The sequence below is a fragment of the Vibrio sp. 5S239 genome (assembly GCF_041439575.1).
GTDB classification, from domain to species: Bacteria; Pseudomonadota; Gammaproteobacteria; order Enterobacterales; family Vibrionaceae; genus Vibrio; species Vibrio kanaloae.
Genome location: NZ_JBGOOM010000009.1, coordinates 117,224 through 140,227, shown reverse-complemented (window position 1 = coordinate 140,227; position 23,004 = coordinate 117,224). Strand labels below are relative to the sequence as shown.

Annotated in this window: 21 protein-coding genes and 1 pseudogene; 11 read left to right on the top strand and 11 right to left on the bottom strand. The window is 44.4% G+C overall.

What is annotated here, in order from left to right; all coding sequences use genetic code 11:
• Positions 1 to 20 precede the first annotated feature (20 nt).
• The 5 genes from ACED48_RS09900 to ACED48_RS09880 all read right to left on the bottom strand — a co-directional run bounded on the left by ACED48_RS09900 (position 21) and on the right by ACED48_RS09880 (position 3,195).
• Entirely contained in the window at positions 21 to 1,634 is a 1,614-nt protein-coding gene (locus tag ACED48_RS09900; RefSeq protein WP_017054945.1) for a diacylglycerol kinase family protein, read from the bottom strand.
• 106 nt (positions 1,635 to 1,740) lie between these two features.
• Positions 1,741 to 2,169 (bottom strand): hemerythrin domain-containing protein, encoded by a 429-nt coding sequence (locus ACED48_RS09895; RefSeq protein WP_017054944.1) that lies wholly within the window; start codon positions 2,167 to 2,169, stop codon positions 1,741 to 1,743.
• Positions 2,170 to 2,234: 65 nt separating this feature from the next.
• Positions 2,235 to 2,432, bottom strand: coding sequence for a hypothetical protein (locus ACED48_RS09890; RefSeq protein WP_017054943.1), 198 nt, complete (start codon positions 2,430 to 2,432; stop codon positions 2,235 to 2,237).
• 8 nt (positions 2,433 to 2,440) lie between these two features.
• Positions 2,441 to 2,611: a DUF1328 domain-containing protein gene (locus ACED48_RS09885; RefSeq protein ID WP_017054942.1), complete on the bottom strand. Its 171-nt coding sequence runs from the start codon at positions 2,609 to 2,611 to the stop codon at positions 2,441 to 2,443.
• 32 nt (positions 2,612 to 2,643) lie between these two features.
• Positions 2,644 to 3,195 carry a BON domain-containing protein gene (locus tag ACED48_RS09880; protein WP_017054941.1) on the bottom strand — a complete coding sequence of 184 codons (552 nt, stop codon included), beginning with the start codon at positions 3,193 to 3,195 and terminating at the stop codon, positions 2,644 to 2,646.
• A 387-nt stretch (positions 3,196 to 3,582) separates the two neighbouring features.
• Here ACED48_RS09880 and ACED48_RS09875 point away from each other — a divergent pair.
• Positions 3,583 to 3,687 (top strand): annotated as a pseudogene (locus tag ACED48_RS09875) (helix-turn-helix domain-containing protein); the annotation flags it as partial.
• A 612-nt stretch (positions 3,688 to 4,299) separates the two neighbouring features.
• On the opposite strand, the gene ACED48_RS09870 reads toward ACED48_RS09875, so the two are convergent.
• Together ACED48_RS09870 and ACED48_RS09865 are read right to left on the bottom strand one after the other, a co-directional pair.
• Entirely contained in the window at positions 4,300 to 5,937 is a 1,638-nt protein-coding gene (locus tag ACED48_RS09870; protein ID WP_017054940.1) for an ABC transporter ATP-binding protein, read from the bottom strand.
• 12 nt (positions 5,938 to 5,949) lie between these two features.
• Positions 5,950 to 6,444: a hypothetical protein gene (locus ACED48_RS09865; RefSeq protein WP_017054939.1), complete on the bottom strand. Its 495-nt coding sequence runs from the start codon at positions 6,442 to 6,444 to the stop codon at positions 5,950 to 5,952.
• Positions 6,445 to 6,683: 239 nt separating this feature from the next.
• Here ACED48_RS09865 and ACED48_RS09860 point away from each other — a divergent pair, with 239 nt between their 5' ends.
• On the top strand, positions 6,684 to 9,044 hold the full coding sequence (locus tag ACED48_RS09860) for a Lon protease family protein (protein WP_017054938.1): 2,361 nt from the start codon (positions 6,684 to 6,686) through the stop codon (positions 9,042 to 9,044).
• A gap of 101 nt (positions 9,045 to 9,145) precedes the next feature.
• Here the strand turns inward: ACED48_RS09860 and ACED48_RS09855 are convergent, their stop codons facing one another.
• A complete protein-coding gene (locus tag ACED48_RS09855) occupies positions 9,146 to 9,892 on the bottom strand; it encodes a flagellar brake protein (protein ID WP_017054937.1) in 747 nt (248 codons plus the stop codon).
• A 276-nt stretch (positions 9,893 to 10,168) separates the two neighbouring features.
• Here ACED48_RS09855 and ACED48_RS09850 point away from each other — a divergent pair, with 276 nt between their 5' ends.
• Genes ACED48_RS09850 through ACED48_RS09840 form a run of 3 tightly spaced genes read left to right on the top strand, consistent with a single transcriptional unit; the run spans position 10,169 to position 12,795 of the window.
• Entirely contained in the window at positions 10,169 to 10,453 is a 285-nt protein-coding gene (locus tag ACED48_RS09850) for a GNAT family N-acetyltransferase (RefSeq protein WP_017054936.1), read from the top strand.
• A gap of 10 nt (positions 10,454 to 10,463) precedes the next feature.
• Complete coding sequence (locus tag ACED48_RS09845; protein WP_032547849.1) at positions 10,464 to 11,624, top strand: phosphotransferase; 1,161 nt, start codon at positions 10,464 to 10,466, stop codon at positions 11,622 to 11,624.
• Complete coding sequence (locus ACED48_RS09840) at positions 11,614 to 12,795, top strand: MFS transporter (protein WP_017054934.1); 1,182 nt, start codon at positions 11,614 to 11,616, stop codon at positions 12,793 to 12,795. Before ACED48_RS09845 ends, ACED48_RS09840 begins: the two co-directional genes overlap by 11 nt.
• Positions 12,796 to 12,883: 88 nt before the next feature.
• On the opposite strand, the gene ACED48_RS09835 is transcribed toward ACED48_RS09840, so the two are convergent.
• Positions 12,884 to 13,777, bottom strand: a complete 894-nt coding sequence (locus tag ACED48_RS09835) for a DMT family transporter (protein WP_017054933.1) — start codon at positions 13,775 to 13,777, stop codon at positions 12,884 to 12,886.
• A 124-nt stretch (positions 13,778 to 13,901) separates the two neighbouring features.
• Between ACED48_RS09835 and ACED48_RS09830 the strand changes: the two genes are divergently transcribed.
• Entirely contained in the window at positions 13,902 to 14,384 is a 483-nt protein-coding gene (locus tag ACED48_RS09830) for a MarR family winged helix-turn-helix transcriptional regulator (RefSeq protein WP_017054932.1), read from the top strand.
• Positions 14,385 to 14,668: 284 nt separating this feature from the next.
• A complete protein-coding gene (locus tag ACED48_RS09825) occupies positions 14,669 to 15,106 on the top strand; it encodes a DoxX family protein (RefSeq protein ID WP_017054931.1) in 438 nt (145 codons plus the stop codon).
• A gap of 125 nt (positions 15,107 to 15,231) precedes the next feature.
• On the opposite strand, the gene ACED48_RS09820 is transcribed toward ACED48_RS09825, so the two are convergent.
• Together ACED48_RS09820 and aceB are read right to left on the bottom strand one after the other, a co-directional pair.
• Positions 15,232 to 15,672, bottom strand: a complete 441-nt coding sequence (locus ACED48_RS09820) for a heme-binding protein (protein ID WP_008220964.1) — start codon at positions 15,670 to 15,672, stop codon at positions 15,232 to 15,234.
• Positions 15,673 to 15,773: 101 nt separating this feature from the next.
• On the bottom strand, positions 15,774 to 17,399 hold the full coding sequence (gene aceB, locus ACED48_RS09815) for a malate synthase A (RefSeq protein ID WP_017054930.1): 1,626 nt from the start codon (positions 17,397 to 17,399) through the stop codon (positions 15,774 to 15,776).
• Positions 17,400 to 17,713: 314 nt separating this feature from the next.
• Here aceB and gcl point away from each other — a divergent pair, with 314 nt between their 5' ends.
• From gcl to ACED48_RS09795, 4 genes are all read left to right on the top strand, one after another.
• Positions 17,714 to 19,486: a glyoxylate carboligase gene (gene gcl / locus ACED48_RS09810; protein WP_017054929.1), complete on the top strand. Its 1,773-nt coding sequence runs from the start codon at positions 17,714 to 17,716 to the stop codon at positions 19,484 to 19,486.
• Positions 19,487 to 19,602: 116 nt separating this feature from the next.
• On the top strand, positions 19,603 to 20,379 hold the full coding sequence (gene hyi, locus ACED48_RS09805; protein ID WP_017054928.1) for a hydroxypyruvate isomerase: 777 nt from the start codon (positions 19,603 to 19,605) through the stop codon (positions 20,377 to 20,379).
• A gap of 37 nt (positions 20,380 to 20,416) precedes the next feature.
• Entirely contained in the window at positions 20,417 to 21,313 is an 897-nt protein-coding gene (locus ACED48_RS09800) for a 2-hydroxy-3-oxopropionate reductase (protein WP_017054927.1), read from the top strand.
• Between the two features lie 252 nt (positions 21,314 to 21,565).
• Positions 21,566 to 22,876: a glycerate kinase gene (locus tag ACED48_RS09795; RefSeq protein WP_017054926.1), complete on the top strand. Its 1,311-nt coding sequence runs from the start codon at positions 21,566 to 21,568 to the stop codon at positions 22,874 to 22,876.
• Positions 22,877 to 23,004 lie beyond the last annotated feature (128 nt).

Below are 23,004 nucleotides of genomic sequence, written 5' to 3'. Positions count from 1 at the left end.
ATTGGTCTTGTGATCAGTGACTATGGAATGCAAACGGATAAAGCTTGGCTTTTGATGCTTATCTCAAGTGATTCAGCGGAGAACTTTTCTCCATCAATGACATAGTGGATCGGTCGATTTGAGTCTATTTTGACTTGCTTTGCAGGCTCATAGTCAAAAAATGAGACTTGTTCTTTGAGGCCTAAGCTTGAAAGCAACACATCAGACAGCGCTAACGTTCTTTCTCCAAGCGAAGCGGTATTTTCTAAATAGGTAATATGCAATTGACCATCATCAGGTCTTGGCTCTTTCCCCCCTTGGGCAAGGACCGTGCTAAAAGGCGACGTGTTGGCAACCACTAAGCTTTGTAATTCAGCTTCTCGTGTTGGCCCCCCATCCTTAGTGACTTTAAACCACTGGCTTTCTCCTGCTACAACCGCAGAAAATAAACCCGACAAGTAAGCAAGTTGGCCATTTTTATTTTTCTGTTCACGATGAGCGTAATCAATCATCTTCTCTTCAAACCCAATACCAAGAATAAGCAGTATTGGCTGGTCGTTACAGTACGCCAAATCCATTTTTTTAGACTTGCCAGATAGAATAGCCTCGCAGGCCTTTTCAACCGGTGATACTTTTGTCGCAAAACCATAGAGCACATGGCATAAAGCATTTGCCGTACCCAATGGGATAACCCCGAGTGCCGTGCCTGTCCCCACGATTTGTCTTGCCACCTCGCTGACGGTGCCGTCTCCGCCAGAGACGATGATATGAGAAGTATTTCGATCCTTTGCTTGTTCGGCTAGAGATTCCGCTGATACTTCTTTACTGGTGGTCACTATGTCTAAATTGAACTTTTGGGTAAGCTCTCGAATAACCTGCTGCTCACTCATTTGCCATTTGCCTCCACCTGCAACAGGGTTAGCAATTAGGCAGCATTTGTCTTCAAGATTGAGCAGCCCCTTATCACTGATAGCATTCAGCATCTTTAGTTGCTTTTTGTTCAACTGTGCAGTGCTTCGTACATCATTGATATTTTTGAGCACTTGCTCCACGCTCAGAGATGGATTTTTCGCTAACAGGTATGCTGCAACCACAAACACAGAGCGACCACGGCCAAGTGCACAATGAACAACTACGGACCTTGATTGGCTTATCTGAGTATCTATCCAATTAAGGGCATGTTTAAGCTTGCGTAACTTAGGGGCTTGATGGTCAAGTACCGGGGTATTGAGGTAATGAAACTCTTCGCTGGTCATCGCACTCTCTAAACCCGAAAATTCTGCGGTGACATCAACAATACACGTTATGTTTTGAGATTGTAGAAATGACAAATCGGAGGGGAGTAGACGTCGAGAAACATATAAACCTTCTCCCACCTGCTGTATGGGATCGACTTTATCTCTTTTTATAGCCCAAGTATTGTATAAACGAATACCTAGAAAAAAAGGAATAAACGCCCACCTGATCCACCAGGCTATTTTGCCATCATTATTTTTTCTAAATATGGATGGCATCTCGAAGATATAAGCTGCACTAACGATAGACATCGATAGCCCTGACCAAACCAATAGTAAGCTGAATAATACATTGGGAACAAATGCTGCTATAGAAAAACAAGCGATAGCAATGAGTATATAGTACTTAACGATAAACATAGTGAGGCCTTAATTTCTCTGTGTATAAAAAAGCGGGCCCATAAATGGGCCCAAGTTGTTAAACTAAAACCTACGCTTCACTATCCAACATAGGTGACACTTCGAATCAAGCCATCTCTTGCTCATATTTTAGAGCCAAAGTTTCTTTCTGATCTGAGTCTAAAACTTTGCCAGCCGTTTGAAAGAAATGCTGCTCTTCTTCTTCTAAATGATGCTCTACTTTGTGTTTAAGTGTCTTCATCAGTGTGAGCCAAGTTGGTGAGGACATTTCGGTGTCATCGAGCTGAGCAAGCACCTTATCAATACCGTGGTGTTCAGCAATACCGTGCCTAGTCATATCAACGGATTGATCACTCTCTATTAAAGGTGCGTAGAAGTGTCGCTCTTCCGCGACCGCATGCTTAGTTAATTCTTCTTTAAGATTGGAGTAGAACTCTTGCCTAGCCTGAGTATCTCCTGATGTTTGGAGTATCGCATCCATCAAAAGCCGTTGCTTCTCATGGCTGTCTTTAAGCACATCAAATATGTTTTTCATATCTAGCTCCTGCTTCAATTCTTTTTATGAGGATCAGATGATTTAATTCGTGAGTTAATGCCTTTTTAGCAGTCCGGATCTTCCGTACCAAGTTGCTCTTTCACGTTCTCACAGCCGTCCTCTATCTGATTTTGAGCTTCCTCTACCGCTTCATCAGCGCTTTCACCAGCTTTTTCTAAGGGGCCGTCGTCACTACATGCGGAAAGCGTAAAAGCAAAACCTGTTGCCAATAGGAAACGGAAAATAACTGTGCTTATATTCATAAAAACTCCTAACTCTTATCTTTGTTAACTAAACTCATTACCATCGATACAAGCAGCGAAATAGCAAATATATAAAACATAACTTTAGCTACTGTTGCCGCAGCGCCTGCTATACCACCAAATCCAAATAAAGCTGCTATGATGGCAAGAATAAAAAATATTAAAGTCCAGCGAAGCATAATGATCTCTCTTATATCTGTTGGTAAATTTATTATTGAATTACTTCAAGTTTATCAATGACCTTATCAACATCGGATGTATTACGAGCAATAGATAGCGCAAGGTCATGTTCCGTATCTGACGTCACTGAACCCTTTAATACCACAGTGTTTTCTTTAGTTTCCACTTCAATATCAGTACCACTGACTCCCGTATTCATTAATAGTCGAGTCTTAACAATGGTCGTTATTTTGGTATCCGTTAAGACCTGTGTTGATTCTTTATTTTTATCTTTTTCATTATCGATGACCGTAAGTTCATTCTTCACCGACTTAACATCATCAAAACTTAATACTAATTCTTCGGCAAGGGCTTTTTCTGTCTGGTTTTCAACTGAGCCCGTTAAAGTTACAACCTGGTCTTTAACATAAGTGTTAATATCAAAAGAGTTCAAATTAGAATTAAGTAATAGTGTCGTTTCTGCTTTACCATCAATCCAAGCATCTAGCGTATCTTCTTTCCACATGCTATCTGCAACCGCTGCAGAAGAAGAAGAAGTAGCAATAACCGTTGTTAGTAGAATTTTACTTGCAAAATTTTTCATCATTTATCTCCTTTTTTGTACTTGTATTATCACTAAAGCAAACCATATGCCAAAAATTCAAGTGATTGAATTTAAAGGATTTAAATAAAAAGCAAAAATAGTCTTAATATTTTCAATGATGGAAAGTGAATAATTTACAAGGAGTATTTGTAAAAAATATAAATATTTACCTCGTCCGAATTAGTGATACACCATAATAATATTGCCCGATTTTTATCTATCATTTAAAATACTCACTCAGTATTATTCACAAAAAATGCGGAAGAAAAGCAGGAAGAGGGGAAAAATATCCACAAGTGACTTAGACCAGTTTGATATGTTAGTCGGCTCATCAAAGACCAATGCATAACTTGTATCGCACCCTCAGAGCGGACGATACGATTAGAGATGAACACTCTTGAAGAAAATGAAGGCAACAAAAAAGAAACATCAGAGGATTTAGGAATAAGCGTAAAAACGCTCTACAACAAGCTGGAGAAGTATCAGAATTAGATAAATTATTCACTGTTCTGAAGTAAAGAAAGCTCAACTCTGTTAAAGGTGGCGAGGCATATTACTTACTGCCAGATTCCATTTCCTGAATATAATTGTTGAACAAACCAAGTGCTTCTTCTCTATGCAAGCAAATTGTAGGATCTGTTCTAATAGAGTACCTGCCTGAATCGTTTCTGCCGGGCGCTGTGATCAAAATGCCACTGCTTATGGGGTATCGAGTCTTTCTGTATGTCAAATGTGGCTGCTTGCCATACCAGTAGTTATTTACAACATTTCTTATGTTTAATTTTTCAAAACTCATTTTTGTCCAAAAACGTTTTCAAAGTTGATTAATATTTAATCCGACTTTACGTATTGGATGTCAGCTAACCCTGTTAAGAGCCGCCAATCTGAGCAAGCCTTCATAATCACGGAGTTGATTTTTCATATAAGCCAGAAACGAAAAATGTCGCATCCATGCGACATTTCTCTTTTGGCGGCCAAACCAGTTTTACTATATCCATTCTAGATTTCAATCCATTCTATTCTTCATATTTGGAGCTGCAACTCCAACTATTTTGAGTATAGATACTTATTCAGAATGTATTTATAAGACGTTGTTAATGTTGATTAGTTCCTTTTATGCGGCATTTTTTTCGATTTATTTTCTAAGTCGAATGACGCTGCGATTAACTTCTTGGTGTAGTCGTTTTTCGGCGCATGGAAAATCTCTTCTGCAGACCCTTCTTCCATCACTTCGCCCTTCTGCATCACCAATACACGATCTGATAATGCTTTGACTACCGAAAGGTCGTGGCTGATGAACAGGAAGCCGATGTTGTGCTTGGCTTGAATGTCTTTCAGTAGGTCAATCACGGTCAGTTGTACCGATCGATCAAGTGCTGAGGTTGGTTCATCCAGCAAAATGAAAGAGGGTTCTAGAATCAGCGCGCGCGCAATCGCGATACGTTGTCTTTGCCCACCAGAGAATTCATGTGGGTAGCGGTTAATTGAGTTTGGCTCTAAGCGAACCTCAATCAGTGCTTTGCGTGCTCTTTCTAAACGTTCTTGTTTTGACAAGTGAGGTTGATGCACCGTTAAGCCTTCGGTGATGATCTCCCCAACTGTCATGCGTGGTGATAAAGAACCATAAGGGTCTTGGAAAACCATCTGTACATCTTTCTTGAGTTTATGGCGTTCTTTATCGGTTAATAAGCTAACGTCTTGGCCTTTGTAGACAATACATCCGCTACTTGGCAGCAAACCGATTAACGCTCGCCCAAGTGTTGACTTACCAGAGCCAGACTCACCCACAATACCTAACGTTTCACCTTGTTTGAGGGTTAATGAGATGCCTTTTACGGCTTCGAAGTACTGGTTCTTGCTTTGGATGAAGTGAGATTTGATCAAGAACTTTACGCGAATATCTTCTGCACAAAGCAGCTCAGGTGCTGATGCCTCAACAGGAACTTTAGCGCCTTTCGGAATCGAGTTAATCAGCATGCGTGTGTAATCGTGTTTAGGGTGGTCAAATAACGCTTGGGTCAAACCTTCTTCAACCAATTCTCCCTTACACATTACGAGTACGCGGTCAGCAAAGTGTTTCACCACACCTAAATCGTGGGTGATGAACAAAATCGCCATGCCCATTTTGCCTTGAATTTCTTTGATCAAAGAAAGCACTTCAGCCTGAACGGTCACATCTAACGCTGTCGTAGGTTCGTCTGCAATCAGAATGTCGGGCTCATTGATCAGCGCCATCGCGATCATGATTCGCTGTAGTTGACCACCAGAAAACTCATGCGGGTATTTGTTGTACGCCTGCTCTGGCATTGGCAGATGAACGAGGTTTAACAGCGCTAACACACGTTGTTTTGCTTTCGATTTGGATACCTTACGATGGCACATTAGGGCTTCAGTCACTTGAATACCTACTCGCAGGTATGGATTGAGAGAAGTCATCGGCTCCTGAAAGATCATGCCGATTCTGTCACCACGAATCGACTGCATTTCTGGTTCAGTCTTGCCAAGAATCGATTGTCCCTCAAATTCGATGTCTGATTGCTCATCAATAATGGCGTTATCGGGAAGCAAGCGCATAAGTGCGTTAGAAGAGACGGATTTACCTGAACCTGATTCGCCAACAATGGCTAAGGTTTCACTTGAGTTAAGGGTAAAGTTAACCTTTTTCACCGCATCAATGATTCCATCATTGGTTCTGAAGCTAACGGAGAGGTTATTAACTTTAAGAATGGCCCGGTCCGACATGATATATCCTTATCAATTTAAGACATTAGGTGAAGATTGAACTTCTGACGTTGTTTTAAGTTGCCCAAAGTGATGATGAGCACGTTGAATTTGTTCTAGTTCGAGCATCCAGTGCGCGCTGCGCTGAGCACTACAAAAAGCGATAAGGTGATTGAGTAGATCTTCACTTTGTTGTTCCAATAACCCATAGGTGCGTTGAATAAGTTCCGTGCTCTCAAGCGAGATAAACTGCATCAGTGCGTAAGACTGATTCAAGGTATCGAAGGCCTGTTGATGCTGCCCTAAACGGTTGAGAATCTCAGATTGAGCAACGCTCGCGTCTCTAAGCCCAGCAAGCAGGCAAGCAAACTGGCAGGGTTTGATGTCGCTTTGATATGCCGCATCTTGGATGTGATGAGGAAGAGAACTGAGAACATCACTGTAAAGACGCTGTGCTTCAGGCCAGTGACCTTGTTCCATTAACTGTTCAGCTTTTAGGTAGTGCATCCAGCATCGTTCAATTTCCATGTCCACATCCTCATTTTAGAATATTTTAAAATGTTAATGATATTTATTATCAATTGCAAATTAAAATCATTCACATGTTAAGTCGGTGAATTAAAACCCTCATTATTCTTAAAAATGCGTTAAATTGTACATTATTTGCTCGGTTGGGCGGCCGTGTAGCGTAAGTCACTAAATTTATAGGAAATTGCATCTACACTAATTTTATTTACCCCAAGTAATAAAGGACTAAGGAGGCGGCGATGGCGATGCAAAGACTTAATGCAGAACAGCTGTATCAGGTAGCAGAATTAGAGAAGCTACCATGTAAATCGACCAAAGAACTGGCTCCAATTGATGAGATCGTCGGACAGGAACGAGCACAAAAGGCCGTTGAATTCGCGATGTCAATCAAGGAAAAGGGTTACAACATTTATGCGATAGGGCGAAATGGCCTTGGTAAACGCACCATGATTTTGCGCTATCTCAACCGGCATCCTCAGAAAGCTGAAGAGCTTTTTGATTGGTGCTATATCGCGAATTTTGAAGATATCCGTACACCGAAAGTTCTCAAATTACCAACAGGCGTAGGCAGTAACTTAAAGCAAGATATTGAAAAGTTAATGCGTAAATTGCTTAAGGCAATGCCACTCGCCTTTGATAATGAGATGTACTTTAGCCGAGCGGATAGGCTTAAAAACCAGCTAGCGTCAAAGCAGCAGGCTGCGTTGGAAGCAATTAGTCAAGAAGCGAAAGACAAGGGCATCAACCTGACTATCACAACGCAGGGCGATTACCAATTCGTTGCAATGAATGGCGATGAGCTTCATACCGAAGAGAGCTTTGATTTGCTGTCGCCTGAGGAGCAGGACCAATTCGATAAAACCATCGATGCATTGGAAGTAGGGTTAAGAACCATTTCTCGTGAACTGACGGAGCTTGAAGAAACCTATACCGAGAAAATTCAAAAGCTGAATGATGATACTGCGAGAGACGTCATTACGCACTTTATCAAACAGCTGAAGAAGGATTACAGTCAATATCCAGAGATCAAAAAGTACCTTACGTCACTTCGAAAAGATATTGTCGATAACGCGGATATTTTCTTAGAAGAAAGTACAGAACAAGCTGAAATAGCGACAGCATCTTTAGATAAGAAAATACCTCGCCGTTACAACGTTAACGTGATTGTTAGCCAGAAAAAGCAAACGCTACCGGTTGTAGTAGAAGAAAGCCCTAACTACCACTCTCTGTTTGGCTATGTAGAAACAGCGACTTTTAAAGGTACGGTATTTACTGACTTTTCTCTGATTCGAGCGGGTAGCTTACACCGAGCCAACGGCGGCGTATTACTGATTGATGCAGTGAAAGTATTGGAACAGCCTTATGTATGGGAAGGCTTGAAACGAGCTTTACGTTCGCGTCAACTGAGCTTTACTTCGTTGGAAAAAGAGGTGACGTTGACAGGAGCGGTATCGCTTGATCCAGAACCTATTCCATTAGATGTTAAGATCATTCTTTTTGGTGATTATCGTACTTATCAACTGTTGCAGCACTACGATGCGGAGTTTGCAGAACTGTTTCGTGTAACGGCTGATTTTGAAGATGAGATGAAGCGTACCGCGGACTCGGAAATGCATTACGCGCGCTTCATTTCGAGCATCGTTCATGACAACAACATGCTGCATTGTGATCGTAAAGCGATAGCGCGAATCATAGAACATAGCTCTCGTCAGGCTGGTGACCAAGGTAAATTGTCCTTGCACTCAGCACATATTGCGAATTTGCTTCGTGAATCAAACTACGTGGCGAGAGGAGCGAAGTCGAATTTGATTCGCTCGACACATGTTGAGCAAGCGTTATCGAATCAGCAAATGCGTGTCGGCCGGTTGCAAGACAGCGTGATGGAAACGTTCATCAATGGTACGACCTTACTTCGTGTTGATGGCCTAGCGGTGGGACAGGTCAATGCTCTGTCTGTATTGAGTACGACAGATCATATGTTTGGTGCCCCGAACCGAATCACCGCAACCACGGCTTACGGTGACGGTGAAGTGGTTGATATAGAAAGAAATGTAGACTTAGGTGGCAGTATTCACTCGAAAGGGGTAATGATATTATCTGCGTATCTTTCTTCGGTCTTCGGTAAAACGGCGAAAGTTCCACTCACCACTAATATTACTTTCGAGCAATCGTACGGTGGCGTAGATGGTGACAGTGCGAGTATGGCGGAGTTTTGTGCGGTGGTGTCGGCATTTTCGAAGCAGCCAAACCGTCAAGACATTGCAATTACCGGTTCCATGAACCAGTTTGGTGAATCTCAGCCAATTGGGGGTGTGAATGAGAAAATTGAGGGGTTCTTTGATGTATGCGAGATCAAAGGACGTTCAGGTGAGCAAGGGGTGATCATCCCGCGTTCGAATGTTCATAATTTAATGCTGCGTAGCGATATCGTTAAGGCGGTTGAAAAGGGCGAGTTTAATATCTGGGCTATCGATCATGTGACGGAAGCGATTGAGTTGTTCACTGGCAAAGCGGCGGGTGAGCTTAGCGATGAGGGGAGTTATCCAATCAATACTATCTTTGGTATCGCTCAAGCTAAACTTAACGCGCTTCGTAAATAGCTTATCGCCTTACGTAAATTAGCTAAACGACAGTTAACTGTAAACGAAACAGCCATCGACATTATCCGATGGCTGTTTTTTATTCTTACAATCTCGAGTGCTCAAGCATTCCGTAAACGGAGCTTAATACCGTCGAACTTCAATTTTCCGAGTAAGCTTTTGGCGTTGGCTCTACCAATATCATCAAATTCGATGCCATATCGCGCGTAATGTGTCGATTTTTGTAGATTGCAGACAACCCCTCTAAGCGGAGGGATCAATGGTCCGTTGTAGTTTTCTGGCGTGATCTCTATGGATACTCTATCGGTGATCTGAATTGGTCGAGCAGTGGGTGATGTCACAAAGCGACAACCACTTTTCGATAAATCCCTAATTTCGCAATTCATGCGTTGGTCATTTAAGATAATTCTCGAACTGAGGTTTACCTCATAACGTGTTTCTTTACGAAGCTGAGTTACTTGCATCGTACTTGGCGTGGAAAGAACCAGTAGGGGGAAGGGGTCACCAACATGATGGTGAATCTGGCACCTAAAGTGGATCAGCGCGCCTTCACCTCTTAGAGAATATGCACGAGCTGTCATCCAAAAACCTTCTTGGAAGAAAAAATTAAGGTCGTTGTTTGAGACTTCTGGAACCTCAATAAGGATACAGTTCTCACTGTGAGTACCGATAAACTTTGTCGTGGCGAGAAACTTTGTGCCAACGGGTGTCGAGACATTCAGCGTAAGCTCACTCCCGTGTTCGATCATGGCGAGTGCATCAGTGCTGTTAATCGTGGAAACGGTACGATTACGAGGGTCTTGAAGGGCCTGATTATGCTCCAAAGGCTTCTTCAGTGGTGCGTTCATTCTCTACTCTCCATGTGCCAACATGCGTTTGTTCGTTATATGAATAACTTTCTAACAATGGGTTATTACGTGCTAGATTTTATAGGTGTACGTTACGATGGTTTAGAGAGTGTTATCATTGGTTGATAATTTTATATTAAGCCGCGAACTCTAAAAACATTTGCTTTGATTGTAAGTACTTAGTTCTATTTCTATGCGCTTGCGTTAGTCTATTACAAGGAACTAATACTTCAAACTTTAATTGTTTGGTGTATCAATTATTTGTTGGAGTTGAGAATGAAGACCATAAAATGGGATCAAAAAGAGAATCAGGTCACAGTTGAGCTAGAGCCTAACCAATTTGCTGTTGTTAAGTACCAGAGACAGGGAGATGTGCTGCATATTACCTCGACTCGCATACCTGATGACCTGCAAGGTAAGGGCTTTGGTAAGGTGATGATGGAGTCCGTGTTACCCGAAATTGAGCAAGCGGGCTTCAAAATTGTCCCTGTTTGTAGCTATGTGGTGCATTACATGAATAGGCAGCAACAATGGTCACACCTTTTAGCGTCTGAGGCATAAAACAGCAGTTATGTCTCGATCAATGGTGTCTCAATCAATATCGTCAAAAAATCCCGTTCAACCCGAAGTCAGTTTGAGTATCGATCAACCTGAACTCTATCAAAAAATTGCCACCTCACTTGGGTGTCATCGAGGGTTTGATACCCAAGTGATTCAACGTTTGTGGGGCGGATATGGTGAGTTGGTCCGTTTGGTTTTTTCTAAAGAAAGCAGTGCTCCATTCAATAGCCTCATCGTTAAACATGTCGCGTTGCCGGATAAAGCGAATCATCCAAAGGGTTGGAACACCAGATTATCTCACCAACGTAAAGTGCATTCTTACCAAGTGGAGACGGCTTGGTATCAATCCTTCACTCAACAGTGGGATGAACGTTGTCCTATGCCTGTAGGGTTGCATTGTGAACTAGAAGAGAACGAGTGGCTTATCGTGATGCAAGATCTAGCGGATGTCGGCTTTCCGCTGACCTCTCAATTTGATGTGCTCTCCGTTTTTGATGAATTGGCTGCCAAAGATACTCAACCTGAGTTAGCACTCCGTTATACATCTTTGGAGGTTAAACAGCGCAACGCTTGTCTAAAGTGGCTCGCTAATTTTCACGCGAAGCACATCCATATCGATCAAGAGCAGTCTGCGTCATTATGGAAAGTTGGCACATACTGGCATTTAGACACGCGTCCTGATGAGTTCAACGCGCTGACAGACTTACCATTAAAGAACCAAGCACAACACATCGACCGTCTACTTAGAGAGTGTCCGTATCCAACTTTAGTGCATGGTGACGCTAAACTTGCCAACTTCTGTTTTGATTTAGCTGGAGAAAACGCGGCTGCCGTCGATTTTCAATATGTTGGAAACGGGTGTGCGATGAAAGACGTGGCTTTGTTCATGAGTAGCGCGATTAGGCCGCAAGATTGCATTGAGCTTGAATCACAGCTCTTAGACATTTACTTCCAACACTTGAAAGAGGCACTGGCGCACTATCAACCACAACTCTCGTTCTATGATGTCGAAGCTGCATGGCGACCTATGTTTTATGTGGCATGGGCTGATTTCCAACGTTTCGTAAAAGGTTGGAGCCCAGAGCACTGGAAGATTAACCCGTATACTGAGCAGTTGACCTTACGAGTGCTCACTCAATTAGACGAACAGGAGTCCGTCAATGTTCGATAGAACCGCGAGCTGGAAAACGCCGCAAAATTTTTTATTACTGATTTCGATTATTGTACCTATCGCATTTTCGAGCTGGATGGTTCTGCTGAATAACTTCGTGATTGAAAAGGCGAACTTTGATGGTGCTGATATTGGGTTGCTACAAAGTGTTCGTGAGATCCCGGGCTTCTTGGCGTTTACTGTCGTGTTTGTGTTGGCGTTCATTCGCGAGCAACGTTTCATGTTGGTATCGCTGGCAATGCTAACTGTGGGGACAGCGATTACCGGTCTCTTTCCGTCATTAACCGGTTTGTTGATGACCACTATTTTGATGTCGACCGGTTTCCATTATTTTGAGACGCTCAAGCAGTCTTTGTCGTTACAGTGGCTAAGCAAAGAAGAAGCGCCAGAGATGCTGGGCAAAATGATCTCGGTTGGGGCGCTGGCTTCACTGCTCACTTATGGCTCAATCTGGGTGATGTTGGAGCTGCTTAACTTCAGATTTTCTTGGGTGTATGGCATCACCGGAGGGATCGGTTTTATTCTTGTACTGGTAATGACCTTTGGTTTCCCTGAGTTTCAAACTAAGACCCCACAAAATAAGAAACTGGTACTTAGAAAGCGTTACTGGCTTTACTATGCGCTAACGTTTATGAGCGGAGCAAGAAGACAAATTTTTACCGTATTCGCGGGGTTTCTGATGGTCGAGAAGTTCGGCTACTCAGCCGCTGACGTAACGCTACTGTTCTTAGTTAACTACCTATTTAACTTCTTGTTCGCAAAACGTATAGGTAAATTTATTGGTGTAGTGGGCGAGCGTAAGGCATTGATTTTCGAATACGTAGGCCTAATTGGTGTGTTTGTCGGTTATGGTTTGGTACAAAGCGCCGAGTGGGCGGCTGCGCTCTATGTGGTTGATCACTTATTCTTTGCACTCGCTTTGGCAATTAAAACCTACTTTCAGAAAATTGCTGACCCAGCGGATATGGCATCAACTGCCGGTGTCTCTTTCACTATTAACCATATTGCAGCGGTTGTGATTCCAGTCGTGTTTGGTGTGATTTGGTTATCATCTCCTGCCACGGTTTTCTATATTGGTGCCGTTATGGCGGCAATGTCTCTTGCACTTTCATTGAATATTCCCAAGAAGCCGGAAGAAGGAAACGAAGTTCGTGTCTTTAGCTGGCGCTAACTCGGTATCGTTCTGATGAGATACGCAAAAGCTCCAATAGTGATACTGGAGCTTTTTGTAAGTACTAGAGCGGGGTTATCAGTAAGATTTACTGTGTAACGGGCTTGACCGCTTTGGGTTGTCGGATTGCAAGAATCAACTGAGGTAGCAGTGACATCACGATCATACCTGTCATCAATGAGTATTGAACCGCAGTGAACGATTCGCCCATCAACACCATTCCTGTCACGATACCAGCCACTGGGTTGGCGATACCACCGAAGGTGAAATCAACCACAGACATACGTTGTAGCAACCATACGTACATGCCGTAACCAAGTGCTGTGTTCAGTCCAATTACCCACAGTAGACCCATTGCATTACGCGTATCGAAATGAGTGACAGCGTTAACATAAGGCTGCGGGTCGATGAACGCATGGACGCCAGATGCGACAGACAAAATCGTACCGCCTAGAATGAGCTGCCAAGTTAATACCTTCCACCAATGCATGCGGTTACCTAATGATTTGGTAATGCTGCTGCCGATTACGATACACATGATTGCCGCGAACATCGCACCTAAACCGATTGGGTTCAAAGCGATTTGACTTGGGTTAAATAGAATCCACGCTAAGGTGATCAAGCCTATACCAGAAAGGGCTTGAATCAAATGCGGACGTTGCTTCTTCGCTACCCAATGGAAGATCATTGCGAATACAGGTACAGAGATCATACCCACACCAGAAATTGCCGAAGGCAGAGTCAACGCCATCACGAAGATCAAGCCAAAGAAGGTCGCGATATTGATAAGGCCCAAGGTGAAAATGATCTGCCACTCGCCTTTTTTAGGCAGTGTTGGTTTGACTGCTAGCAATAACAAACCGGCAGGTAACGCACGCAAAGCACCCAATAATAATGGTGGCCACTCCTGTAGCGTAAATTGTGTTACTGCATAGGTTGTTCCCCAAAAAAACGCGGGGATCATTGCTAATAATATATTCATTTAAAATATCTTTACGTTAAGATAACTATAGTGTGAACTGTATACTGAGAACTAGTGGTTGTAAAGTATCTTTATGTTAAACTAGTTTGAAGTAATTAAGACTAATAACGGAGCGAGATTGCAAATGGATGCTATCGACCGCGTAGTAGAGCAATGGGCAAAGGAAAAGCCTGAGCTAGAAACTGAGCCAATGGCAATGATGGGCCGGATTATGCGTATTGCCAAGTATATGGAGACGCAAGTTGCCGAGCTCCATAAAAAATACGACATGAAACTTGGTGAGTTTGATGTGTTAGCCACCTTGCGACGTTCTGGAAAGCCTTATCGATTGACTCCCTCGGAGCTGATTGGTTCTATGATGCTAACATCGGGTGCGATGACCAATCGCCTTGATAAGCTAGAAGCTAAAGGGCTAATCAGTCGTGAACACAGTAAAGAAGACAGACGCAGCGTGAGTGTCCAGTTAACCAAAGATGGTCTTATTCTGATTGATCAAATGATGACAGAACATGTCGAAATGCAGAAAAAACTGGTTAAATCATTGTCTGCGAGTCAGAAGAAGAACACCAACCAACTTCTGAAAACATGGTTGAGCGCGTACGAGTAACCGACGTGAGTTAACTCGAACTGATTTGAAAACCGAAGTGATGAGCTTCGGTTTTTTTGTGTTTGTTAAATGGGTTTACTTCTCTGACTTTTTCAAAGCAAGTGTTCAATGAATTTCAGCTAATGGTAACAGCATAGAAGCTGGTCAATCTTCGCATTTAGTCAGTAATTTGTATGCGAGTATGTCTACTAAAATTTCAAACAAGTTGTTCTATTTTTCTCGTTATCATCTTAATGCTAAGTCGAATAACCTATCGGCAATGAAACTTATCAAGGCTTAGAACTATGAACACTAGATTGAACGACACACTGATTTTTTTCGCTCGCATTTTATTGGCTTACTTGTTTATTCAAGCGGGTTGGGGAAAGCTATTTAGCTATGAAGGAACGGCGGGATACATGGCATCTCAAGGCATCAGCGTTTACTTGTTGCCTTTGGTTATCTTGCTTGAACTCGGTGGTGGACTTGCGATTTTAGCTGGATTTATGACTCGCTTTACTGCGTTGTCGATAGCGTTTTTCTCTTTGGTTTCCGGTGTTATGTTTCACTTCGACCCAAGTTCGTCTGGTCAAATGATTCATTTCTACAAAAACGTCTCAGTTGCTGGTGGGTATTTGGCGTTAGCGGTACTTGGCGCGGGGTCGTTTAGTGTTGATTACTGGCTGTCTAACAAGCTGAAGCAAGACACCAAATGGACGCGCTTAATGGTTCTTGTTCGTTAGTGCTCTTTGTCTAATCACACGTTATTCGTTAGTGTTGTTGGCGCAACTTATGAATAAAAAAACCGAAGCTCAGGCTTCGGTTTTTTATTCTTGTCTCAGAACTTCAAGTACAGCGAATTGGCGAATTAAGCTTGCAGCATCTCGTCACTGAACAGTTCTGCACAGCCAATACCATTAATGGCGCAGCTCTCATCGATGTCTGAGATGTCACCGCTGACGCCAATCGCACCAAGTACTGTTTTATCCTTATCTCGAATCAGTAGGCCCCCTGGTACTGGCACCATGTTTCCGTGTGCGAGTACGTTTACGGCGGAGATAAATGCTGGTCGGTTGTCAGCATCTTGGGCGAGTTTTCTAGAGGAACAACCCAGTGCGAGTGCTCCCCACGCTTTAGCAATCGCGATGTCTGGTCGCATCATGCTAGAGCCGTCTTGACGTTGCAAAGAAATCAGCTTGCCACCGCTGTCTAAGACGGCGACCGTCAAAGGTTCTGTGTGGATCTTGTTTCCTGCTTTTAAGGTGCCATCAATGATGGTTAACGCTTGTTGTAGAGTCAAACTTCCCATGTTATCTCCTAGTTTTTCAAGGGGCTGTGTACCAAGCTAAGTCAGCCGAACATTACTCTTGTTGTGAATATCATCGACTGATTCAGCTTGGTACAAGAGTCCTAACTGGACTCTTGTAATAGCCCATAGCTGGGTAAAGTTAGGAAGGCAGCGAACTCTTCGGCTGTAGAAAGTTGATAGAAAAGATCGGCTGTCTCTTCAAATCGACCTGCTGAATAGCGCGAGTCTCCGACTTCATGTTTTATGGTGTCTAGCTCTTGGTAAAGCCAAGAGTGGAATAGTGATTTGGTAAAGGTTTGGCCATCATCGAGTGTTACTCCGTGGTGGATCCATTGCCAGATATTGGCTCTCGAGATCTCAGCGGTGGCGGCATCTTCCATAAGGCCGTAGATAGGTACACAGCCGTAGCCTTGGATCCAAGCCTCAATGTAATACAGCGCAATGCGGATATTCTTACGAACGCCTGCTTCGTCGCGGCTGCCTTCACAAGGTTTTAGCAGAGAGTCTGCATTGATCACATGGTCTGGGCTTTGGAAGTCCATTTGGTTTACTTTGCCATCGAGGTGCTTATCGAAGATCGACATCGCTAAATCAACCAGTGCAGGGTGCGCGACCCAAGTCCCATCGTGCCCGTTTTGAGATTCTCTCTGTTTGTCTTCAATGACTTTGGCCGTCACTCGCGCCATCTCTTGCGGGTCTTTCGCTGGAATAAAGGCTGACATACCACCCATCGCCAGTGCGCCACGAGCGTGACAAGTACGCACCAACAGTTGGCTATAGGCGTTGAGGAATTCTTGATCCATGCCGATGCCGTGTCGATCTGGCAGGATGCGATCTTTATGGTTCTTCAGCGTTTTGATGTAGCTGAAGATGTAATCCCAACGGCCGCAGTTCATCGCTACGATGTGATCACGCATTGCATACAAGATCTCTTCCATCTGGAACACGGCTGGTAGCGTTTCGATCAATACTGTCGCGCGAATGGTGCCTTTGGGTACTTGGAAATAGTTTTCGGTGAAGCTGAAAATATCGTCCCACCATTGTGCTTCTTCCATGCTTTCAAGTTTTGGAATGTAGTAGTAAACCCCTAAATCTTGTTGTGCACGTGATTGATAGTTGTGGAAAAAGTACAAGGCGAAGTCCATCAAGCAACCGCCGATAGGCTGATTGTTGAATTGGATGGATTGCTCAGGAAGGTGGATCCCTCGTGGGCGTGCGATCAGCAGTGCTGGATCGTCGTTTAATTGGTAACGCTTCTGCTTCTTCTCATCGAAATAACTAATGGTGCCAAGGTTGGCATCTCTTAGGTTGATTTGCCCTTCGACCATATTGGCCCAAGTAGGAGAAGACGCATCCTCAAAGCAGCACATGAAGACTTTCGCGCCTGAGTTTAGCGCGTTGATCACCATCTTTCTTTCGATAGGGCCGGTGATCTCTACGCGGCGATCAAGCAGTTCTGGTGGAGGCGTTGCCACTTTCCACTCTTTATTCTGACGAATGGAAATGGTGTCTTTTCTGAAATTGGGTAACTCACCCTCGTCATATTTAGCTTGTTTTATGTCGCGGTCACTTAGCAGGGCATGACGGCGACCTCCAAACTTATTGACGAGAGCTTCTAAGAATTTTAATGCATCTTTAGACAAGATCTCTTTGTACTCGGGGTTGTCCATATTCCCAAGTACCTGCATACACAGCGTTTCTTCTCTTTCTTTCACGTCATTCATCATTGCTTGTCTCCTTTACACAATACGATGTTATTTTGTATACAAAATGTTCTTTTTAACGATATTTATATTTTAGAAATTGTAAACAAGCAAATGGTATTTAACATTTATTTATCATTCTCTCTTTTTGTAATTTATTTTCACGTAAAGATATTTCATGTAAAGCAATGAATTGTAAGCTTTTCAGGCTTGATTGCTGTTCAATAGGATAGGTTAATGTAACGAAATTGTTTCAACTTGGGCTTGATAAATGCTGAGGATGATTCATAGTACACAAAAGTTAATTTAATTGTATACAATCTGAACTGGAGGTTCGAATGGCAATTATGAAAGCGATTGAAGCAGCGGTAGAGGTGCTTAAACGTGAAGGTGTAGACATCGCATTTGGTGTTCCCGGCGCAGCAATTAATCCTATGTATGCGGCTATGAAAAAGCTCGGAGGAATCGACCACGTCTTAGCTCGTCACGTAGAGGGTGCATCCCATATGGCTGAAGGGTACACGCGTACTAATCAAGGCAATATAGGTGTGTGTATTGGTACTTCTGGTCCTGCGGGAACGGACATGATCACGGGTCTTTATTCTGCGACTGCAGATTCGATTCCAATTCTATGCATCACCGGCCAAGCGCCACGTGCTCGTCTTCACAAAGAAGATTTCCAAGCGGTCGACATTGAATCTATCGCTAAGCCAGTGACTAAGTGGGCGACTACTGTGCTGGAACCTGCACAAGTGCCACGCGCATTTCAAAAAGCCTTTCATTTAATGCGTTCGGGTCGTCCGGGTCCAATCCTGATAGATCTACCGATTGATGTTCAGCTGGCTGAAATTGAATTTGATATCGATACCTATGAACCGCTAGAACCTTATAAGCCACAAGCAACCCGCGCGCAGGTTGAGAAAGCATTAACCATGATGTCTCAATCGGAAAAACCGCTGATTGTATCGGGTGGTGGCGTGATTAATGCTGGCGCGTCTGAATTGTTGCAACAGTTTGCCGAGATCACTGGTGTTCCTGTGATTCCAACCTTAATGGGTTGGGGATCGATCCCGGATGATCATGACTTAATGGTGGGCATGGTGGGGCTACAAACGTCCCATCGTTACGGTAACGAAACCATGCTCAACTCTGACTTTGTGTTTGGTGTCGGTAACCGATGGGCAAACCGTCATACTGGCTCTGTGGATGTTTACACCGAAGGTCGTAAGTTTGTTCACGTTGATATTGAACCAACCCAAATCGGCCGTGTGTTCTGTCCGGATTTGGGCATAGTCTCTGATGCGAAAGCAGCGCTAGAGCTAATGGTTGAAGTGGCACAAGAGTGGCGTGATGCTGGCAAGCTGCCGAACCGAAATGCTTGGGCAAGTGAGTGTCAGGAACGCAAATCGACCATGCTGCGTAAAACCAATTTCGATGAAGCACCAATGAAACCGATGCGTGTTTATGAAGAGATGAATAAAGCATTTGGTCGTGATACTTGCTATGTGAGCACCATTGGTTTGTCGCAAATCGCCGCCGCTCAGTTCCTGCATGTTTATAAGCCTCGTAACTGGATCAACTGTGGTCAAGCTGGCCCGCTAGGTTGGACAACACCCGCTGCATTGGGCGTACGAGCCGCCGATCCAAATCGCGATATTGTCGCTATCTCTGGTGATTATGATTTCCAGTTCATGATCGAAGAACTGGCAGTAGGTGCGCAATTCAACCTGCCATACATTCATGTGTTGGTGAACAACTCGTACTTAGGTTTGATTCGCCAAGCACAGCGCCAATTTGATATCGACTATTGTGTACAACTGGCGTTCGATAACCAGAACGCACCAGAGCTTGAAGGCTACGGTGTTGACCATGTAGCCGTTGTTGAAGGCCTAGGTTGTAAGGCAATTCGAGTTCGTGAACCAGAGCAAATTGCGGCAGCGTTTGAACAAGCCAAAGAGCTAATGAACAAGCACAAGGTGCCTGTGGTGGTTGAGCTGATTCTGGAGCGAGTGACTAACATTGCGATGGGCGTAGAGATCAACGCCATCAATGAATTTGAACCACTTGCCGAAAGCCCCGGCGATGCCCCAACGGCGCTGGCGTTCAAGTAATCATTAAGTAATGTGTATCCGTAGAGCTGAGGTTTAGCTCTACGGAAAGTCTCCAATAGAGCGAGGCTTTACTACAAATAACCAGATTTTTACATATAAAGAATAAGGACAGAGTCATGGCAAAATTTGCAGCAAACTTGTCAATGTTATTCACGGAAGTTGATTTTATGGATCGCTTTGAAGCTGCCGCAGAAGCGGGCTTTCAAGGTGTCGAATACCTTTTCCCTTACGCCTTTGATGCTCAGGCAATCAAAGCAAAGCTCGACGCTAATAACCTAGAGCAAGTGCTATTCAACTTGCCTGCGGGTGACTGGGACGCAGGCGACCGTGGTATCGCAGTAGATCCAGCACGAGTTGAAGAGTTTCAAGCGGGTGTACCTAAAGCCATCGCTTACGCAAAAGCACTGGGTTGTACTCAAGTGAATTGCTTGGCAGGGATTGTTCCACAAGGTGTGACCCAACAAGATGCGCAATCGGCATTTGTGATTAACCTGCATTACGCGGCGAACGCGCTAGCAGCAGAAGGTATCCGCTTAGTGATAGAAGCGATCAATACCCGTGATATTCCGGGCTTCTTCTTGAACACCACCGAGCAAGCCAAAGCGATCATTAAAGAGGTAGGGAGCGATAACCTTTCTATCCAATACGATATCTATCACATGCAGATTATGGAAGGCGACCTTACGCCAACCATGCAGCAGAACATTGGCCAAATCGCTCACGTGCAGCTGGCTGATAACCCGGGTCGACATGAGCCGGGTACCGGAGAAATCAATTATCCATTCGTACTGAACTACCTTGATGAGCTTGGTTATCAAGGCTGGGTTGGCTGCGAATACAAACCGAAAACGACAACGACAGAAGGCCTTGGTTGGCTAAACCAGTACCGTTAATTGCGTCTGGTCACCCTCAAACGTTAAGGAGAACAACATGTCTAAAATTGCATTTATCGGAACTGGCATCATGGGTAAACCGATGGCGAGTAACCTTCAAAAAGCGGGCCATGAATTGATTCTTTCGGATCATTTTAAGGCAGCACCTGCAGACCTTGTCGCAGCGGGCGCAGCGGTTTGCCATTCACCAGCGGAAGCGGCGGAAGCGGCTGATGTCATTATCCTAATGGTGCCGAATACGCCTCAAGTGGAAGATGTCCTGTTTGGTGACAATGGCGTCGAGCAAGGCCTTAGCGCCGGTGGCGCTGCTGGAAAACTGGTTATCGATATGAGTTCAATCTCGCCAATCGCGACCAAAGCGATTGCCGCACGAATCAACGAAGGCGGTGCTTCATACCTTGATGCTCCGGTTTCGGGTGGTGAAGTAGGCGCGATTAATGCAGCGCTGACTATCATGGTGGGCGGTGAGCAAGACGCGTTTGATAAAGCACGACCTCTGTTCGAAATCATGGGTAAGAACATCACGCTGGTAGGTGGTAACGGTGCAGGCCAAACGTGTAAGGTCGCAAACCAAATCATCGTGGCTCTGAATATTGAAGCCGTGTCTGAAGCGTTAGTCTTTGCTTCGAAAGCCGGTGCTGATCCAGCACGCGTACGTCAGGCTCTATTAGGAGGCTTTGCTAACTCTAAGATCTTGGAAGTACACGGTGAGCGTATGGTTGAAGGCACCTTTGATCCAGGCTTTAGAATCTCGCTTCACCAGAAAGATCTGAACTTAGCACTAACGGGCGCACAAGAATTGGGTGTTGCACTGCCGAATACGGCTAATGCTCAGGAGTTGTTTGGCGAGTGTGCCGAAATGGGCGGCGAAGGTTGGGATCACTCTGCGCTTATCCAAGCGATAGAGAAACGTTCTGACCACTCGATTCGTTAATCTAGTTAACGGTTTGTCCGTTTAGTGGTTAATCAATCAACCGATTATCCGTTAATTAATTAGGGCTGCTATCGATTCGTAGCCCAACAGTTTCAAACAGTTTGTTTATAAATCGCGTAGTTTCGTCTCCTTTTATACGCGTTCCTGATACGAGGCAGAGGTTGAAGTTGTTCCTTTTCAACTTGATCTTAGCAGGCACCCTTTGGCCTTGTATCGGGGTTCTTTTTTTCTCCGTCAACTAAGGAGTGACTGATGGACATTGATGCTAAGCAGTTTCTGCAAACCCTTTTCTCAAGTGCCGTTAACGAGGCGCTACCTAAAAATCACATCGAACCTTTTCTTCCTCAAGACATTTTTTATCGCTCTGCTAACCAAGCTGGGCGAACTGTGGTGATAGGAGCAGGAAAAGCAGCCGCATCAATGGCAGCAGAGCTTGAAGCGGTTTGGCAGGCAAAGAAACAACAAGACCTTGCACTGCGTGATCTTGAAGGCTTGGTGGTGACTCGTTATGAACACACCGCACCTTGCGAACATATTGAGGTGATTGAAGCCGCGCACCCCGTGCCAGATGCGATGGGTTTAGAAGTAAGCCAACGTATGCTGCAATTGGTGAGTGGCTTGAGCGCTGACGACACAGTGATTTGCCTACTGTCTGGTGGAGGCTCTGCATTACTAAGCTTGCCCGGCGGCGACATCAGCTTGGCAGAGAAGCAACAAATCAATAAGGCGTTGCTTAAATCAGGGGCCGCTATTGATGAGATGAACTGCGTGCGTAAGCATCTATCTTCAATCAAAGGTGGGCGATTAGCGAAAGCTGCTTACCCAGCAAGAGTGGTCTCTTTGGCGATTTCAGATGTGCCGGGCGATGACATCAGTGTGATTGCATCAGGTCCGACTGTACCAGACACCACCACACGTTTTGATGCGATGGCAATTTTAGAACGTTACCAGATAGAAACACCATCTTCGGCATTCGAATGGTTGAATAACCCAGAATCAGAGACAGTGAAACCGGATGATGAGTGTTGGAAAAACGCCGAGCACCATATTATCGCCACCCCGATGTCGGCATTGGAAGCTGCGGCTGCAGAGGCTGAAGGCTTGGGTATTCCCGCTTATGTGTTGAGTGATTGCATAGAGGGGGAAGCGCGAGATGTCGCGAAGGTTCACGCTGCGCTGGCTAAGCAAGTGGCCAATAATAAGCACCCATTTGAGACGCCTTGTGTATTGCTATCTGGCGGTGAAACCACGGTAACCGTTAAAGGCAATGGTCGCGGTGGGCGTAATTGTGAGTTCTTGTTGAGTTTATATAATGAGCTTAAAGGCCAAGACAATATCTTCGCTCTAGCCGCCGATACCGACGGGATTGATGGTGTGGAAGACAATGCTGGCGCGTGGATCACACCTCAAACATGGCAACAAGGTTCGAGCCTGTCGCTTAAAGCGCAAGGCTATCTCGATGCGAATAACAGCTACGATTTCTTCAAGCAAGTCGATGTGCTTCTTACCACTGGGCCGACGTTGACCAATGTGAATGACTTTCGTGCGATATTGATTCTTTAATTTGAACAGTTCAAAAACACAGTATGGAATGGTCGCTTCTTAACAAATAGAGCGGCCATTTTATGGTTATCAATGCGGTGACCTTGAGTTCTGAAATTATCTTCTGGACTAATCAAGCACGTTGATTA

Excerpts from the sequence above, each read along its gene's own strand:
- ACED48_RS09800 (WP_017054927.1), top strand. The coding sequence starts at position 20,417 with ATGTCTAAAATTGCATTTATCGGAACTGGCATCATGGGTAAACCGATG.
- ACED48_RS09870 (WP_017054940.1), bottom strand. The coding sequence starts at position 5,937 with ATGTCGGACCGGGCCATTCTTAAAGTTAATAACCTCTCCGTTAGCTTC.
- ACED48_RS09860 (WP_017054938.1), top strand. The coding sequence starts at position 6,684 with ATGGCGATGCAAAGACTTAATGCAGAACAGCTGTATCAGGTAGCAGAA.
- ACED48_RS09820 (WP_008220964.1), bottom strand. The coding sequence starts at position 15,672 with ATGGGAAGTTTGACTCTACAACAAGCGTTAACCATCATTGATGGCACC.
- gcl (WP_017054929.1), top strand. The coding sequence starts at position 17,714 with ATGGCAATTATGAAAGCGATTGAAGCAGCGGTAGAGGTGCTTAAACGT.
- ACED48_RS09895 (WP_017054944.1), bottom strand. The coding sequence starts at position 2,169 with ATGAAAAACATATTTGATGTGCTTAAAGACAGCCATGAGAAGCAACGG.
- ACED48_RS09885 (WP_017054942.1), bottom strand. The coding sequence starts at position 2,611 with ATGCTTCGCTGGACTTTAATATTTTTTATTCTTGCCATCATAGCAGCT.
- ACED48_RS09865 (WP_017054939.1), bottom strand. The coding sequence starts at position 6,444 with ATGGAAATTGAACGATGCTGGATGCACTACCTAAAAGCTGAACAGTTA.
- hyi (WP_017054928.1), top strand. The coding sequence starts at position 19,603 with ATGGCAAAATTTGCAGCAAACTTGTCAATGTTATTCACGGAAGTTGAT.
- ACED48_RS09840 (WP_017054934.1), top strand. The coding sequence starts at position 11,614 with ATGTTCGATAGAACCGCGAGCTGGAAAACGCCGCAAAATTTTTTATTA.
- ACED48_RS09880 (WP_017054941.1), bottom strand. The coding sequence starts at position 3,195 with ATGAAAAATTTTGCAAGTAAAATTCTACTAACAACGGTTATTGCTACT.
- ACED48_RS09850 (WP_017054936.1), top strand. The coding sequence starts at position 10,169 with ATGAAGACCATAAAATGGGATCAAAAAGAGAATCAGGTCACAGTTGAG.
- ACED48_RS09855 (WP_017054937.1), bottom strand. The coding sequence starts at position 9,892 with ATGAACGCACCACTGAAGAAGCCTTTGGAGCATAATCAGGCCCTTCAA.
- ACED48_RS09825 (WP_017054931.1), top strand. The coding sequence starts at position 14,669 with ATGAACACTAGATTGAACGACACACTGATTTTTTTCGCTCGCATTTTA.
- ACED48_RS09845 (WP_032547849.1), top strand. The coding sequence starts at position 10,464 with ATGTCTCGATCAATGGTGTCTCAATCAATATCGTCAAAAAATCCCGTT.
- aceB (WP_017054930.1), bottom strand. The coding sequence starts at position 17,399 with ATGATGAATGACGTGAAAGAAAGAGAAGAAACGCTGTGTATGCAGGTA.
- ACED48_RS09890 (WP_017054943.1), bottom strand. The coding sequence starts at position 2,432 with ATGAATATAAGCACAGTTATTTTCCGTTTCCTATTGGCAACAGGTTTT.
- ACED48_RS09835 (WP_017054933.1), bottom strand. The coding sequence starts at position 13,777 with ATGAATATATTATTAGCAATGATCCCCGCGTTTTTTTGGGGAACAACC.
- ACED48_RS09900 (WP_017054945.1), bottom strand. The coding sequence starts at position 1,634 with ATGTTTATCGTTAAGTACTATATACTCATTGCTATCGCTTGTTTTTCT.
- ACED48_RS09830 (WP_017054932.1), top strand. The coding sequence starts at position 13,902 with ATGGATGCTATCGACCGCGTAGTAGAGCAATGGGCAAAGGAAAAGCCT.
- ACED48_RS09795 (WP_017054926.1), top strand. The coding sequence starts at position 21,566 with ATGGACATTGATGCTAAGCAGTTTCTGCAAACCCTTTTCTCAAGTGCC.